General features: G+C 69.9%; 12 protein-coding genes. 11 read left to right on the top strand and 1 reads right to left on the bottom strand.

Annotated elements, in window-relative coordinates:
• Positions 1-1,659, bottom strand: a 1,659-nt coding sequence (gene pepN, locus G6020_RS01575; protein ID WP_182609443.1) for an aminopeptidase N, incomplete at its 3' end; no start/stop codon positions are given.
• A 113-nt stretch (positions 1,660-1,772) separates the two neighbouring features.
• Here pepN and G6020_RS01570 point away from each other — a divergent pair.
• The 11 genes from G6020_RS01570 to G6020_RS01520 form a co-directional block, all read left to right on the top strand.
• Positions 1,773-2,399, top strand: a complete 627-nt coding sequence (locus tag G6020_RS01570) for a DsbA family protein (protein ID WP_182609442.1) — start codon at positions 1,773-1,775, stop codon at positions 2,397-2,399.
• A 44-nt stretch (positions 2,400-2,443) separates the two neighbouring features.
• Positions 2,444-2,917, top strand: a complete 474-nt coding sequence (locus G6020_RS01565) for a ribose-5-phosphate isomerase (RefSeq protein WP_182609441.1) — start codon at positions 2,444-2,446, stop codon at positions 2,915-2,917.
• A 7-nt stretch (positions 2,918-2,924) separates the two neighbouring features.
• Positions 2,925-3,764, top strand: coding sequence for an Fpg/Nei family DNA glycosylase (locus G6020_RS01560; protein ID WP_182609440.1), 840 nt, complete (start codon positions 2,925-2,927; stop codon positions 3,762-3,764).
• 101 nt (positions 3,765-3,865) lie between these two features.
• On the top strand, positions 3,866-4,870 hold the full coding sequence (gene rfbB, locus G6020_RS01555) for a dTDP-glucose 4,6-dehydratase (RefSeq protein ID WP_182609439.1): 1,005 nt from the start codon (positions 3,866-3,868) through the stop codon (positions 4,868-4,870).
• 8 nt (positions 4,871-4,878) lie between these two features.
• Positions 4,879-5,502, top strand: coding sequence for a dTDP-4-dehydrorhamnose 3,5-epimerase (rfbC, locus tag G6020_RS01550; RefSeq protein ID WP_182609446.1), 624 nt, complete (start codon positions 4,879-4,881; stop codon positions 5,500-5,502).
• On the top strand, positions 5,499-6,380 hold the full coding sequence (rfbA, locus tag G6020_RS01545; RefSeq protein WP_182609438.1) for a glucose-1-phosphate thymidylyltransferase RfbA: 882 nt from the start codon (positions 5,499-5,501) through the stop codon (positions 6,378-6,380). The genes rfbC and rfbA overlap by 4 nt, the downstream gene beginning before the upstream one ends.
• Positions 6,377-7,246 (top strand): dTDP-4-dehydrorhamnose reductase, encoded by an 870-nt coding sequence (rfbD, locus tag G6020_RS01540; RefSeq protein ID WP_347238282.1) that lies wholly within the window; start codon positions 6,377-6,379, stop codon positions 7,244-7,246. Before rfbA ends, rfbD begins: the two co-directional genes overlap by 4 nt.
• A 222-nt stretch (positions 7,247-7,468) precedes the next feature.
• Entirely contained in the window at positions 7,469-8,470 is a 1,002-nt protein-coding gene (locus G6020_RS01535; RefSeq protein WP_182609437.1) for an alpha/beta hydrolase, read from the top strand.
• A gap of 95 nt (positions 8,471-8,565) precedes the next feature.
• Positions 8,566-9,501, top strand: coding sequence for an ATP-binding cassette domain-containing protein (locus tag G6020_RS01530; protein WP_347238281.1), 936 nt, complete (start codon positions 8,566-8,568; stop codon positions 9,499-9,501).
• Positions 9,498-10,331, top strand: coding sequence for a hypothetical protein (locus G6020_RS01525; RefSeq protein WP_182609436.1), 834 nt, complete (start codon positions 9,498-9,500; stop codon positions 10,329-10,331). Before G6020_RS01530 ends, G6020_RS01525 begins: the two co-directional genes overlap by 4 nt.
• Before the next feature lie 20 nt (positions 10,332-10,351).
• The coding region (locus G6020_RS01520) for a type I polyketide synthase (RefSeq protein ID WP_182609435.1) at positions 10,352-16,362 on the top strand (6,011 nt) is incomplete at its 3' end.

The raw sequence follows: 16,362 nt of genomic DNA, 5'->3' as shown, positions 1-16,362 counted from the left end.
GTAGGTCAGGTCGTCGTCGTTGGGCAGGACCAGATCGGGCACGGGCCGCCCGGCCAGTGCGGAGACGGCCGTCCGCTCGCCGGAGATGTCCAGCTCGGCCCGCTCTGTGCGCACGATCGCACCGGACCCGTCGCGGCTGTACAGGCCCACGCCGAGCCGGTGGGTGCGCAGCTCCCCGGCGCCCGGGGACGCCGGGCCCTGGACCACGGTGAGGTCATCGATCGTGCGGGAGTCGCCACCGGTCGTGACCTCGACGGAGATCGGGTTGATGCCGGTCGTGCGCAGCCACTGGTCGGCCCAGCCCGACAGGTCGCGCCCCGACGACGTCTCCAGTGCGGAGAGCAGGTCGTCGAACCGGGCGTTGCCGAAGGCGTGTTCGGCGAAGTACGCGCGCAGACCGGCCAGGAACGGCTCGCGACCGACATAGGCCACGAGCTGCTTGAGCACCGAGGCGCCCTTGGCGTAGGTGATCCCGTCGAAGTTCGTCTCCACCGTCTCCAGGTCGGTCATGTCCGCGGCGACGGGGTGTGTGGAGGGCAGCTGGTCCTGGCGGTACGCCCACGACTTCTCCACGATCGCGAAGGTCGTCCAGGCGTCCGTGTACTGCGTCGCATCGACCTGGGCCAGCACCGAGGCGAACGTGGCGAAGGATTCGTTGAGCCACAGGTCGTCCCACCAGAACATGGTCACCAGATCGCCGAACCACATGTGGGCCATCTCGTGCAGGATCGTCTCGTTGCGCCGTTCGTAGCGGTAGCCGGTGGCCCGGGAGCGGAAGACGTAGTCCTCGAGGAACGTCACGGCACCGGCGTTCTCCATGGCACCGGCGTTGAACTCTGGGACGAAGATCTGGTCGTACTTGCCGAACGCGTACGGCAGGCCGAACTCACGGTGGTAGAAGCCGAAGCCCTCCTTGGTCTCGGCGAACAGGCGTTCCGAGTCGAGGAACTCCGCCAGCGACGCCCGGCACAGCAGGCGTAGAGGAATGGTGCCGTGCTCGTCGGTGTAGGCGTCCTCCACCACGTGGTACGGGCCCGCGATGAGGGCGACGAGGTACGTCGACATGATCTCGGTGGGGGCGAAGCGGTGCACCACGCCACCGCCGGGGGCCGGGGACTCCTGGGCCGGGGTGTTGGCCACCACCACCCACTGCTCGGGCGCGGTCACCGTCAGGGTGTAGCGGGCTTTGAGGTCGGGCTGGTCGAAGCAGGCGAACACCCGCTTGGCGTCCGCCGTCTCGAACTGCGAGTAGAGATAGACCTCCCCGTCGGCCGGGTCGACCATCCGGTGCAGGCCCTCACCGGTGGTGGTGTACGCCAGATCGGCGTCCACGATCAGCTCATTGTTCTCCTGCAGGTCGGGCAGGGTGATGCCGTCCTCGTCGTCGTATCGCTCGTCGTCGTACCGCTCGTCGCCGGGGGCCGGGAACAGTTCCCGGCCGTTCAGGGTCGCCGACCGGATCACGGCCGCGCGGAGGTCGATGAAGGTCTCCGCACCCGGACGCGAGCAGGAGAACCGCACCACGGTGCGCGAACGGAAGGTGTCGGTCCCGGGCCCGCCGTGGCCGTCGGTGAGATCGATCTCTACGTCGTACGACTCGACGGCGAGCAGTTCCGACCGGGCGGCGGCGTCGGCGCGGGTGAGGTTGAGCGAGCGCATCGGTGAGGACCTCGGTTCGGTGGGGGTTCGGCTACCGCACCAGTCCTACCACCCGGCGGGGAGCCGAGGCGGCCGCAGTGGCGGCGGCCGCTGGAGACGGGGAGGATGGGGTCATGACATCAACTACCCGGTCCGCTACCCGCTCCGTCGACTTCTGGTTCGACCCGCTGTGCCCGTTCGCCTGGGTCACCAGCCGCTGGATCCTCGAGGTGGAGAAGGTCCGCGACATCTCGCTGACGTGGAACGTCATGAGCCTGTCCGTGCTCAACGAGGGCCGCGATCTGCCCGAGGAGTACACGGCACTGATGCAGCGCGGCTGGGGGCCGGTACGCGTGGCCATCGCCGCGGCGAAGCTCCACGGTCCGGAGGTCCTCGGGACGCTGTACACCGAGTTGGGCACCCGCATCCACGACCAGGGCCGCGGCATCGAGGACCCCACCGTGATCACCGAGGCGCTCCAGGCTGCAGGCCTGGACGCCGACCTCGCCGCCGCCGCGGGGACCGACGAGTACGACGACGAGCTGCGCGCCTCCCACCACCGTGGCATGGACCCGGTGGGTGACGAGGTCGGGACCCCGGTCCTCCACGTCGACGGCACCGCGTTCTTCGGTCCCGTCCTCACCCGCATCCCGCGAGGCGAGGACGCCGGCAAGGTCTTCGACGGCGCCGCCATGCTCGCCGACTACCCGTACTTCTTCGAGCTCAAGCGAAGCCGTACCGAGGACCCGCAGTTCGACTGAGACCCGGGGGTGGGGTCGCGGTCGCGCGTGGCAGAATCGCCGCCATGCGCATCTACCTGGGAGCGGACCACGCCGGCTTCGAGACCAAGAACGTCATCGCCGAGCACCTGACGGCCTCCGGCCACGAGGTGGTCGACTGCGGCGCCCACACCTACGACGCCGAGGACGACTACCCAGCCTTCTGCATCGACGCGGCCCGCAGGGTCGTCGCGGACCCGGGCAGCCTCGGCATCGTGCTGGGCGGATCCGGCAACGGCGAGCAGATCGCGGCCAACAAGGTTCCCGGCGCCCGCTGCGCCCTTGCCTGGAGCGTCGAGACCGCCCGCCTGGCGCGCGAGCACAACAACGCACAGCTGATCGGAATCGGCGGTCGCATGCACTCACAGGAGGAGGCGCTGGCGATCGTCGACGCGTTCCTCGACCAGAGCTGGTCCGAGGCGGATCGCCACCAGCGGCGGATCGACATCCTCGCCGAGTACGAGCGCACCCACGAGGCCCCTCCGGTCCCCGGGGCCTGAGCCCACCGTGCCTGAGGGGCACACCCTCCACCGGCTGGCCCGCCTGCACACCGAGTACTTCGCAGGCGGGCCCGTCCGCGTCTCGAGCCCACAGGGGCGGTTCGCCGACCACGTCGTCGTCGACGGACGGTGTTTCGACCGCGCCACGGCAGTCGGCAAGCACCTCTTCCACCACTACGAGGGCGGCCTCGCCGTCCACGTCCACCTGGGGTTGTACGGGTTCTTCGACACCCACCTGGTGGCTCCGGGACAGGAGCCGCCCGCGCCGGTGGGTCAGGTGCGGATGAGAGTCGGCGCGGTTCGCGTCGGATCGGAGCCGGGGGACGGACCGGTGCACTTCGTCGACCTCCGCGGGCCCACCCGGTGCGAGGTCATCGGTGACGAGGCGGTGGCGGCGGTGCACGCGCGCCTGGGACCCGACCCGCTGGACCCCGACGCCGACCCCGAGCGTGCCCGGGCCCGGATCTGCCGTAGTACCCGGTCGATCGGCGCGCTCCTCATGGATCAGACGGTGCTCAGCGGGGTCGGCAACGTGTATCGCGCCGAGGTGCTCCTCCGGCTCGGTATCGACCCGTTCCGGCCGGGGACTCAGCTGGGGCGCGATGAGTTCGACGCGCTGTGGGCGGATCTGGTCGACCTGATGCGCGAGGGGGTGCGGGTGGGCGGCATCGCCACCGTGCGGCCCGAGCACGATCACGGTGACGTTCCCCGACGCGGCGCCGACCGACCGCGCAACTACGTCTACCAGCGCGATGGTCTGCCGTGCCGGGTCTGCGGCGAGACCGTGGTGGTGGGGCGCAGCGCCGCCCGCTCGATCTTCTGGTGCCCGCGCTGTCAGTCGACGTAGAGGCCACCGGTCGGGGCCCGTTTCGCTCCGGCACGTCCGGCGTGAGCTAAGTCACCGGGCGAGGCCCGTTCCGGGGAATCGCGCTGCCGTAGGGTCGGGGCGTGAACATCCTGGTGACAGGCGGAGCCGGTTTCATCGGTTCGAATTTCATTGATCTGACACGTCAAGAGCGGGGCGATATCGACATCACCGTTCTGGACGCAGGCAACTACGCGGCCGATATCGAGGGTTTCGCCACACGATTCCCCGAGGTCGAATTGATCCGAGCCGACCTCGCCGACGCCGAGGTCACCGACCGGGCGGTGTGCGAGAGCGATCTGGTCGTGCACTTCGCCGCGGAATCCCACAACGACAACTCGCTGCACTCGCCGTGGCCCTTCGTGCAGAGCAACATCATCGGCACCTACAACGTCATCGAGGCGTGCCGGCGACACGATGTCCGGCTGCACCACATCTCGTCAGACGAGGTCTACGGCGACCTCGAGATCGATGACCCGGCGCGTTTCACCGAGTCCACCGCCTACAACCCCTCGAGCCCCTATTCAGCCACCAAGGCCGGCTCGGACATGCTGGTGCGAGCATGGGTGCGGTCGTTCGGACTGCGCGCCACCATCTCGAACTGCTCGAACAACTACGGTCCCTACCAGCACGTCGAGAAGTTCATCCCCCGCCAGATCACCAACGTGCTCACCGGGGCGCGGTGCAAGCTCTACGGGACCGGACTCAACGTCCGCGACTGGATCCACGTGGATGAGCACAACGCGGCGGTATGGACGATCATCGACAAGGGCGAGATCGGCCGGACCTACCTCATCGGTGCCGACGGCGAGAAGAACAACATCTCCGTGGTCCGGACGATTCTCGAGCTCATGGGTCGCGAACCCGATGACTTCGACCACGTCACGGACCGCCCCGGCCATGATCTCCGCTACGCCGTCGACGCGACGGCCCTGCGGGAGGAGCTGGGGTGGGCGCCCCGCTTCGCGGACTTCCGGACCGGTCTCGCCGACACGATCGAGTGGTACCGGGACAACCGGAGTTGGTGGGAGCCGCAGAAGACCGCGGTGGAAGCCACCTACGCCGCCCGGGAGGAGGTGATCTCGTGATCGACGAGATGACCGTTCCCGGCGCATGGGTGTTCACGCCCACGCAGTTCGGAGACTCCCGTGGAACCTTCCTCGAGTGGTTCACCGCGCCGTCGTTCGGCGGCCGGACGGGGCATTCCCTCGACCTGGCACAAGCGAACATGTCCGTCTCGGCGGCGGGCGTGCTGCGGGGAGTCCACTTCGCCGACGTCCCGCCCGGGCAGGCCAAGTACGTGACGTGCCCGAAAGGGGCGATCCTCGATGTCGTCGTGGACGTCCGCGTCGGCTCGCCCACCTTCGGTCAGTGGGATTCCATCGTGCTCGACGACGTCGACCGCCGCGCGGTGTACCTCTCCGAGGGGCTCGGCCACGCGTTCCTGTCGCTCGAGGACGGCTCGACCGTCATCTATCTGTGCAGCGAAGGCTACGCCCCCGGGCGCGAACACGGCATCCACCCTCTCGACCCGGCCGTCGGGATCGACTGGCCCGCCGTCGGTCGCGACGGGAACCCGCTCACCCTCGAGTTGTCCGACAAGGATCAGGCCGCCCCGACACTCGCCGAAGCCGGGACCCGGGCGCTGCTTCCCACATTCGATGCCGCGACGGACTACATCCGTGAACTCCGAGAGACCAGGAAGGTCGACGCGACATGAAGGGAATCATCCTCGCCGGGGGCTCCGGCAGCCGGTTGTATCCCATCACGCTCGGCACGAGTAAGCAGATGGTCCCGGTGTATGACAAGCCGATGATCTACTACCCGCTGTCCACGCTCATGCTGGCCGGGATCGATGACATCCTCGTCATCACCACCCCGCACGACGCGGAGCACTTCCGGCGGCTCCTCGGTGACGGCTCGCAGTTCGGGATCAACCTGAGCTACGTGCAACAGCCTTCCCCGGACGGGCTCGCCCAGGCCTTCGTCCTGGGGGCCGAGCACATCGGCACCGACCACGTGGCTCTCGTACTCGGGGACAACATCTTCTACGGACCCGGCATGGGTTCCCAGCTGGGCCGCTACTCGCGGGTCGACGGCGGCGCCGTGTTCGCCTACTGGGTCACCAACCCCGAGGCGTACGGCGTCGTCGAGTTCGACAGCGACCTCAAGGCCGTCTCCCTCGAGGAGAAGCCCGCCGCGCCCAAGTCGAACTTCGCGGTTCCGGGCCTGTATTTCTACGACAACGACGTGGTGGAGATCGCCCGCGGCCTCGAGCCCTCGCCCAGGGGGGAGTACGAGATCACCGACATCAACCAGCACTACCTCTCGGCGGGCCGGCTCAACGTGGAGGTGCTGCCGCGAGGCACCGCCTGGCTCGACACCGGCACCCACGAGTCCCTGCTCGACGCCGGCAACTACGTGCGCACCATCGAGCAGCGGCAGGGCCTGAAGATCGGGTGTCCCGAGGAGGTGGCCTGGCGGCGCGGCTTCATCGACGCTGAGGGGCTGCGCGAACGCGCGGAGAAACTGCTCAAGTCCGGGTACGGCCAGTACCTGATCGACCTCCTCGACCGGGAGGGGGAGAGCGCCCGGTGATCCTCGTGACCGGAGGTAGTGGACAGCTCGCCCGCTGGCTCGGCCACCTCCAGCCCGACAACATCCGCACCGTCCCGCGGGCAGAGCTGGACATCACCGACCGCGACGCGGTGTTGGGCCTGTTCGACGAGCTCGGGCCCGCGGTCGTCATCAACGCCGCGGCCCACACCGCCGTCGACAAGGCGGAGGAGGAGCCGGAGCTCGCCGCGGCGATCAATCGCGACGGCGCTTCGCACGTGGCCGAGGGTGCGCAGAGAGCCGGCGCCCGCCTCCTGCACGTCAGTACCGACTACGTCTTCGGTGAATCCGGGCTCCTCGACGAGCCGCTCGAGGTGGACCATCCGACTCGACCTCGCTCGGTCTACGGCACCACCAAGCTCGAGGGGGAGCACGCCGTCCGCCGCGCCTGCCCGGACGCGACCATCGTCCGGACCGCCTGGGTGTACACCGGTCCAGGTCGGGCGCGCCTCGGCCTGGCGGGCGACGACTTCGTCACCACCATGACGCGCCTGGGAGAGACTCACGACACCGTCACCGTCGTCGATGACCAGATGGGTTCTCCGACCTTCGCCCGCGATCTCGCGGCCGGGCTGCTGGAGGCGGTGGACAACGACGCGGCGCGGGGCCGGACGCTCCACGCGGCCGGTGCCGGGCGCGCCACCTGGTGTGACCTCGCCCGCGCGGTCTTCGAGGAGAACGGCGCGGACCCCGATCGGGTGCGGCCCTGCACGACCGAGGAGTTCCCTCGTCCCGCGCCACGTCCCGCCTATTCCGTCCTGTCCTCCGGCGAATGGGAGCGGTTCGGACTGAGCCCGCTGCGGGACTGGCGGGACGCGGTCACGGCGGCGATGACGTGGGCGCGGTGACCTCGCACCGCGGGGCACGATCCCACCCGACCGGGCACGGGCCGGTGATGGAGGGACACCACGGTCGCGCGAGGGGCGCTACGGTCGGGGGCGGGTCCCGGTGCCGGGCAGTCATCCGTCCGGGACTCAACAGCTGAAGAGACCCGTCCGCGCGGGCGGGTCTGCCGAGAAGATCAGAAGATCGAGTGGCCGACCGGGAAGCCGCCGGCCGGAGGAGGGTCGATGTCGTCCGAGGTCAAGAAGGTCAGGCTCCAGTGGCAGTTGGCAGCGCTGACGGGGGGTTCCATCGCCGCATCGCTGATCGTGGAGAAACTGCGGGACAAGATCGACCATCGCGAGGCCGTCGGACACTGGGACTGTATGCAGTCCAAGCGCGACTACGCCTCGTTCTACGACCGCGCCCTCGACGCGCTCCCCGAGAAGCCGGTGGTCCATGATCTCCCCACGGAGTTCGGGACCGTGCGCGTGCTCGAATGGCGCGTCGAGGGCGGGGGGACACCCGTGCTGCTGCTCCCCGGGACCCGCTCGGGCGCCGTCATGTGGCAGGAGAACCTCCAGGAGTGGATCGGCCGCCGGAGCTTCCTGGCAGTCGACCCGCTCGGCGATGCGGGTTTCTCCGCGCAGACCGTCCCGTTCCTGCGCTTCGAGGAGCAAGGGGAGTGGATCTCCCAGGCCGTCTCGGAACTCGGATTGGACCGCGTGCACGTCCTCGGGCACAGCTTCGGCGGGTCGAGTGCGTGTGCATTCGCCCTGGCCAGGCCCGACCAGCTCGCCTCCCTGACGGTGATCGAGCCGGTCATGGTGATCGAACGCCTGCCCGCCGACGTCTTCTTCTGGGCGACGGTGGCCCAACTGCCCCTTCCCGCCGGTTGGCAGGCGATGGGTCTCGCCAGGCTGGGGGGTACCACCGTCAAGGAGACCCGTAAGCGATCCGCTCTCGCCGAACTGATCTCGACTGCCTCGAAGCACTTCAATCCGGCTCTGCCCGTGCCGCGCACCCTCACCGACGACGAGTGGAGTCAGTTGCCCATGCCGGTGCGCGCCGACATCGCCGGGACGTCATCCCTCGCGGGTGGGCAGAAGGCGGTGGACCGTCTCGGCCGTCTCCGGCCGGATGCGTTCGTCACGCTCTGGCCGAACGCGACCCACTCTCTACCGATGCAGGAGAAGGAAAATATTAGCGCGCAGCTCCTCGATTACTGGCAGGCGCTCGACGGTGAATGACGGGTGAATTCCCGTTCGCCGGGACGACAAAACTGTTCTACAGATGTCTAGTCGCGATCCACTTAGTGTCCGGGGTGGGTCGGTAGTTTGACCTGGTGACCACAACAGGTTCAGGACTGCGCCAACCGACCGTCGAGCTCGTCGGGGTGACCAAGACCTACGGGGAAGCCACGGTCGTCGACGAACTCTCGTTCTCGGTCTACCCGGGTTCGGTCACCGGCTTCCTCGGGCCGAACGGGGCCGGGAAGTCCACGACCATGAAGATCATCATGGGCCTCGTGCACCCCACCCGCGGAGAGGCGCTCGTGTCCGGCCGCCCCATCCGGGAGGTCGACGTCCCCGCGAAGGTCATGGGGTCCCTGATCGATCCGCAGGCACTGGAGCCCAATCGCACGGGAGCCGAGCACCTCACCTGGATCGCGCTCATGTGCGGGCTCCCCCGGGGAGTCGTGCACGAGAAGCTTGAGATGGTGGGCCTGGCGCAGGCCGCCCGGAAGCAGGTCGGCGGCTACTCGCTGGGGATGAAGCAGCGGCTGGCCCTCGCGGCGTCGCTGCTCGGGGACCCGGAGATCGTCATGCTGGACGAGCCGATCAACGGGCTCGACGCCGACGGCATCGTCTGGATGCGCAACCTCCTCAAGCAGCTCGCCGCCGAGGGGCGGACGGTCTTCCTCTCCAGCCACCTCATGTCGGAGATGCAGCAGACCGCCGACCGCGTGATCATCATCGACCGGGGCCGGCTCGTGGAGGACGTGACGATCGCCGAGCTCACCGGTCGCGCGGCGGGCAGGCGGGTCATCGTCCGCAGCGCCGGGCAGCAGCGTCTCGGTGAGGCGCTCACCGAGGCGGGTGCCACGGTGAGCGGACAGGGAGACGAGCTACAGGTCCAGGGTGCCGAACCCGAGACCATCGGCCGGCTCGCGCTCGAACTCGGCATCCCGCTCACCGAACTGCGTTCAGAACACCAGACCCTCGAGGAGGCCTTCCGGGGCCTGACCGGAGAACACAACCAGTCGAAGGGCGACCGATGAGTGACACCGCGACCGTGACCAAGTCCGACACCGTGCATGCGGCACCGTCGATGACCGGCGACTTCTCGCGGGTCCTGAGCGGCGAGTGGGCGAAGCTGATGAGTTTCCGCCGGCTCCGGCTGGGGATCCTGCTCGCACTGGTGGGAGCAGTGGTGGGAAGCGCGGCGTTCGCGGCGACGGTGCCGCTGACGCGTGCAGTCGACGCCACGGAACTGACCAACCTCGAGCGTCTACAGGTGTCGATGCTCGGCGCGGACATCACGAACATCGTGGTGATCATCATCGCCATCCTCTTCGTCTCGGGGGAGCGGTCGAGTGGGATGATCCAGACCTCTCTGTCGCTGTCACCCCGCCGCGTGACCTACATGCTCGGGAAGATCTTCGTCCTCCTCGTCCCGGCCGTCGTCCTCTCGGTCATCGCGTGTTGGTTGGCCCACCTCGGTGGCCGGGTGGTGTTCACGATGCTCGGGGCCGAGATGGACCCGATCACCGATCTCCAGGTGCAACAGATGATCTGGGGAACCGTGCTGATGATCCCCTTCTACGCGGTGTTCGCGGCCGCGCTGGCGTTCTTCTTCGGCAGCGGGCTCGTCTCCTTCCTCGGGGTCTTCCTGGTGATGTCGCTGCCCACCCTCTCCTCGGTGTTGCCGGACGCGGCCGAGCGGGCCGTGCAGTGGGTGCTGCCCGCACCCGGCATGCACTCCCTGTCGGGCGCCGCCCAGCCGGGGGACGTCGAGTACACGTCCCCGCTGGGGGTCCTCGTGCTGGTCGTGTGGCTCGTGGTCGCTCTCTCGCTGGCCGCGGCACGATTCCGACGCTCCGACTTCTGATCCGGACGGGGCCCCCAGCCATGAGTGACGACGATCGTCTCAAGACCTACCTCCGAAGGCTGACGACCGAACTCCAGGCCACCAAGCAGGAACTACGGGCGGAGCGGGACCGACGCTCGGAGCCCATCGCGATCATCGGGATGGGGTGCCGCTACCCGGGACACAGTGACGACCCGGAGTCGTTCTGGCAGTTCCTGGCCCGTGGTGCGGACGGGATGACCGGGATCCCGGACGACCGGTCCTGGGATCTGGGCGCGCTGAGCGCACACGAGGGCGTCCTCGAGGGCGGTTTCCTCACCGGCGCCTACGACTTCGACCCCGCGTTCTTCGGTATCAACCCCCGCGAGGCCCAGGCCATGGACCCGCACCAACGACTGGTTCTCATGGCCGCCTGGGAGGCCATGGAGGGCGCCGGGACGTATCCGGAGCAGCTCGCCGACGCGACCGTGGGCGTGTTCTCCGGGGTCATGTACCAGGACTATCTGAGCAAGCGCTCGAGGCCCCCCGCGGAGCTCGCCGACTACCTGTCGGTCGGGGGATCGAACAGTGTCGTCCCCGGCCGGGTCAGCTACACGTTCGGGTTCGACGGGCCGTCGGTGGCGGTGGACACGGCGTGCTCGTCGTCTCTCGTGGCCCTGCATCTCGCGGTCCGGTCGTTGCGGTCCCGGGAATGCGACACGGCGTTCGTGACCGGCGGCATGGTGATGTCCACGCCGGCGGCGTTCGAGTCCTACGTGATCGACGGTGCCCTCTCCGCGACGGGTCGTTGCCGGGCCTTCTCCGAGGACGCCGACGGCACGGCGTGGGGAGAGGGCGTCGGCGTGCTCATGCTGGAACCGCTCTCGGTCGCCCTGGACCGGGGACGGGAAGTCCTCGCCGTGGTCCGTGGCACGGCGATCAACCAGGACGGGCGGAGCAGCGGTCTGACCGCGCCGAACGGCCCGTCCCAGCGCCGGGTGATCGAGGCGGCGCTCGCGGACGCCGGCCTCGAGGCCGGGGACGTCGACGTGATCGAGGCCCACGGGACCGGCACCCGTCTCGGTGACCCCATAGAGGCCGGCGCCCTGCACTCCGTCTACGGTCGGGCGCACTCCCCGGCCGATCCCGTCCACCTCGGCTCGGTCAAGTCCAACATCGGACACACCCAGGCCGCGGCCGGTGTGGCGTCGGTGATCAAGATGGTCCAGTCCCTGCGCCACGAATCACTCGCTCCCACCCTGTGGGTCAACGAACCGAGCCCCCGGATCGAGTGGGACGGGAGTATCGAACTGCTGACCGCACCCCGGCCGTGGATCCGTGGAGAGCGGGTACGGCGCGCGGGCGTGTCGGGTTTCGGGTTCAGTGGCACCAACGCCCATGTCCTGCTGGAGGAGGCCCCCGCGGTCGCCCGTGACGTGTCCTCAGAGGATCCACCGCAGCGCACGGTCGGGGAGTCCTCGGCGCCGGGGGAGGCCCCCACACCGATCGTCCTCAGCGCCGCTTCGGCCTCAGCGCTGGCGGCCCAGGCACGACGCTACGGCGACTGGTTGGCCTCACCCGCGGCAGCCTCCGTCACCCCCGGGCAGCTCGCCTCGGCCCTGGCGGGCACGCGGAAGCGCTTCAGGCATCGGCTGGGCCTGTGCCCGCCGGACCTGGCGACGGCCGGTGAGCTCCTCCGCTCCGCGGGGGCGGGGACCCTCGACGGCGTGCGGACCGGGGAGGCGGTGGAGGGACGCGGTGTCGTCTTTGTCTTCCCCGGCCAGGGCGCCCAGTGGGACGGGATGGGTGCGCGGCTCCTCGACCAGAGCGAGGTCTTCCGCGGAGCGGTCGCTGCCTGCGCGGCCGCATTCGGACCCGAGCTCGGCTTCGACCTCCGGGAGGAGCTGCGGCAGCCGATGGACGGGGACGCCGCCCGGGTGCAGCCCCTGCTCTTCGCGATGTCGATCGGGCTCGCCCGCCTGTGGGAGTCGGTCGGGGTCAGGCCGGATGCCGTCGTCGCCGCGTCTCTGGGTGAGCCCGCTGCGCTCCATGTGGCAGGGGCACTCACGCTCGAGCAGGCCGCGGCGGTCGCACTGCGTAGAGCGCGACTGCTCGCCACGATGCCCGGTGACCTCAGGATGCTCGTCTGCCAACTCTCCTCGGCCGCGGCCACGGACCTTCTGGCCGAGATGGGGTTGTCCGACTCGGTCGACCAGCTCGTCGAGAACTCCCCGCAGAACATCCTGCTCGGGGGGGCCGAGGACGAGATCCGGCGGATCGCCGCGCTGCTCGACGAGCGTGGGGTGTGGTGCCGTCCACTCAAGGACGCGCGGCTCGCCTCCCATTCGCGGTGGGTGGACCCGCTCAGGGACGACTTCCTGGCACAGCTGTCGGCAATCAGCCCCACCAAGGCCTCCATACCCGTCTACAGCGCCACGTTCGGCCGGCGGGTCGACACCGCTTCGCTGGACGCGGGCTTCTGGTTCGACAACGCCCGGGGCCGGGTGCGGATGCGGGAGGCGCTGGACGCGGTGTTCTCCGACGGCTATGCGTGCCTGGTCGAGTGCAGCCCGCACCCGGTGATGCACCTGGCGATCGAGGAGACGGCCGAGGCCGGGGGTCACCGTTGCGGCGTCGTGGCGAGCATCCACCGCGGTGACGGAGGCCTCGACGATTTCACCCGCGAAGTCACCGGGCTCGCCGTGATCGCCGACGTCGACCTCGAGGGGTCGCCTTCCCGGGCGGACGACCGGCCGGTGGCCCTGCCGACCTACGCCTTCGACACCACTAGACTCTTCCACGCCTCGGTGGACCCCGATCTGTCCGGAGCCGGCCTGAGCCACACCGAGCACCCCGTGCTCGGAGCGGCGGTGCAGGTCGCGGGCGACCGCGCGGCGGTCCTTCTGGGCAGGTTCTCGCTCGCCGACCAGCCGTGGCTGAGCGGGCACCGGGTCGATGGCCGGATCCTCGTCCCGGGTGTCGCCTTCCTCGAACTCTCCCTCTTCGCCGGGATGCGCCTCGGGTGCGACCGGATCGACGAGCTGGTCCTGACCGCACCGCTCGACGTCACGGTCGGGGCCCGGCAGGTTCAGGTCGTCCTGGAACCGGTCGAGGGGAACCCGGCCTCACGACGCGTCACCATCAGTTCCCGGCGCGACCGGGACGACGACTGGCAGGACCACGCCACGGGCACGCTCTCGTCGCGGCGGGGGCCCGGACCGGATACCGCCGAACCGATCGAGATGGGGTCCGTCGTCGACGGCGAGGAGCTCTACGACGCGTTCGCGGAGCGCGGGATCACCTACGGCGACCCGTTCCGTGGCGTGACCCGCACGGGCGAGACCCCGGGTGCGGTCCACGCGGAGGTGGTACTGGCGGAGCACGAGCGTCCCGACGGCTTCCTGCTCCACCCGGCCCTCATGGACGCCTCCCTCCACGCTCTCGGTCGCGCGTTCGCCGACTCCGGCGAGACCGGCGTGCCCTACGTGTTCTCCGGCGTCGAGGTGTACGCCGAGAAGGCCACCACCCTGCGCGTGGACCTGTCCACGACCGGTGACGCGACGGCACGGATCCGCGCCTACGACCCCGCCGGTCACCCGGTGTTCCTCATCGACCGGATCGAGGTGCGAGCGCTCCCGGCCGCGTCGGCGGTCGACCGGGTCAGGGGAGCCGGCGATCTCTACGTTCTGGACTGGCGGTCGTACACCGGGACCACCGACACGCGTCGACCGGACCGGGTCCTCGACGTCGATGTCGCCGGTGGAGACGCGGTCCGGGCGTGCGACGAGCTCCTGCCCGTCTTCCAGGAATGGCTGGAATCGGACGGCGGACTCCTCCTCGTGCGGACCGTGGGTGCCCACGGGCGTCCCGATCCCGCCACGGCGGCGCTCCAGGGAATCGTCCGGGCGGCCCAGCAGGAGCACCCCGGACGCCTGCAACTGGTCGATGTGGACGTCGACGCCGCGACCGGCATCACCGAGTTCCCGAGAGCTCTCGACGAGGCGGTCGTGGTCGACGGGCGCGTCCTGGCCCGCCACCTCCGCAAGGTGGAGACGGTGGCGGCGACGGACGTCCGGTTCGAGCCCGGATCGACCGCACTCATCAGCGGGGGCGGGGCCATCGGCGCCGTCATCGCCGAACAGCTGGTCCGGCGGCACGGCGTCCAGCGGATCCTGATCGGAAGTCGTGGCGGCGCGGACTCGGAGGCGAACACGCGGCTCGCCGAGACCCTCCGCGAGCTCGGTGCCGAGGTGGACATCACCGCGGTGGACCTCGGGGACCTCCGGTCCGTCCGGGCGATGGTCTCGAGAGTCCCGGACGAGCACCCGATCGGAGTAGTCGTACACACGGCCGGCGTGCTCGACGACGGCGTGTTGGCCTCGATGGGAGCCGACCGGCTGCGTCGGGTGTTCACGCCCAAGCTGACGGCAGTCGAGAACCTCCACCGGGCGCTGTCCGACAGGTCGGTGGAGCGCTTCGTGGTCTGTTCGTCCGCCGCGAGCGTGTTCGGGCCCCCCGGTCAGGCGAACTACACGGCCGCCAACGCCGCCCTCGACGCGTGGTGCGCCGGGCGTGCCGCCGAGGGTTTCCCCGCTCTCTCCCTCGCGTGGGGCCCGTGGGAGGCCGAGACGACCCGGGCGAGCGCGCATGCCGGGTCCCGCACCGGTCTGGCCCCCTACCGGTCGGACACCGGGGCCGAGGCGTTCTCGCGCGCACTCGCCGCGGACGCCGGTCCGGTTCTCTTCCCGCTCGCCCTCGACCGGCCGGAGCTGCGTCGGCAAGCCGAGACCGGTGGGGCCCACGAGCTGCTGGAGGAGCTCCTCGGTCCACGGCCGAGTGCGGGACCCCGGATCGCCGCGAGGGCCGCGTCGACGACGGGCTCGGTCGACGACCTCGTCCGTGGCGTGTCCGACGTGGTGGCCTCGGTACTGGGTCACGGCCCGGGTGAGCCGCTGGACGACCGTTCCGCCTTCCGGGACCTCGGGATCGATTCGCTCACGGCGCTGCAGGTCAGGAACCGGCTCGCGGCCATGTTCGACGTGACACTGCCGGTCTCGCTCGTGTTCGACCATCCCAACATCCGCGCGGTCGCCACCCTGTTGCGCGAGCTGGCGAGCGGCGAGGAGAGCGACGACTCCCGGCCGGTCACCACCGATCGCCGGGATCTCGACGGGGAGCGGGTCGCGATCGTCTCGATGGCCTGTCGTTACCCCGGCGGTGTCACCAGCCCGGAGGGGCTGTGGGACCTGGTCGAGGGCGGGGTGAACGCCGTGGGGCCCATGCCGACCGACCGCGGTTGGGAGCTCTCCGAGTTGATCGACCCGACCGGCACCCGGCCGGGCACGAGCCTCGTGGGTACCGGTGCCTTCGTCGACTCGCCCTTTGACTTCGACCCCGCGCTGTTCTCGATCTCGCCGCGGGAGGCGCTGGCGATGGACCCGGTCCAGCGTCTCTCGCTCGAGCTGGCCTGGGAGGCACTGGAGCAGGCCGGAATCGCCCCGGACTCGCTCGCGGGCAGCGCGACCGGTGTCTACCTGGGGGTCATGTACCAGGACTACGGTTCCCGCTTCGACGTCGTGCCCCCGCAGATGCAGGCATACGTGGGCAACGGCAACGCTCCCAGCGTCGCGAGCGGGAGGATCTCCTACACGTTCGGACTCAACGGGCCCGCCCTCACGGTGGACACCGCCTGTTCGTCCTCGCTGGTGGCGATCCACCTGGCGTGCCGCTCACTCCTGGAGGGGGAGACCGATCTGGCACTGGCCGGCGGGGGCACGATCATGTCCACCCCGGCGTTGTTCATCAACTTCTCCGGCATCCGCGGCATCTCGTCCGACGGCGCGTGCCATACGTTCTCCGAGCGGGCCGACGGGGCGGGCCTGGGTGAGGGCGTGGGCCTGGTCGCCCTCGAGCGGCTGTCGGACGCCGAGCGGCTCGGCCACCCCGTGCTGGCCGTCATCGAGGGGAGCGCGGTCAACCAGGACGGGGCGAGCAACGGGCTCACGGCCCCGAACGGCCCCGCCCAGCAGAAGGTGATCGCCGCCGCGTTGGAGCAGGCGGGACTCGCCCCGTC

The sequence above is a fragment of the Dietzia sp. B19 genome (assembly GCF_014145155.1).
Lineage (GTDB): Bacteria > Actinomycetota > Actinomycetes > Mycobacteriales > Mycobacteriaceae > Dietzia > Dietzia natronolimnaea.
This window is presented reverse-complemented; position numbering and strand designations above follow the sequence as displayed.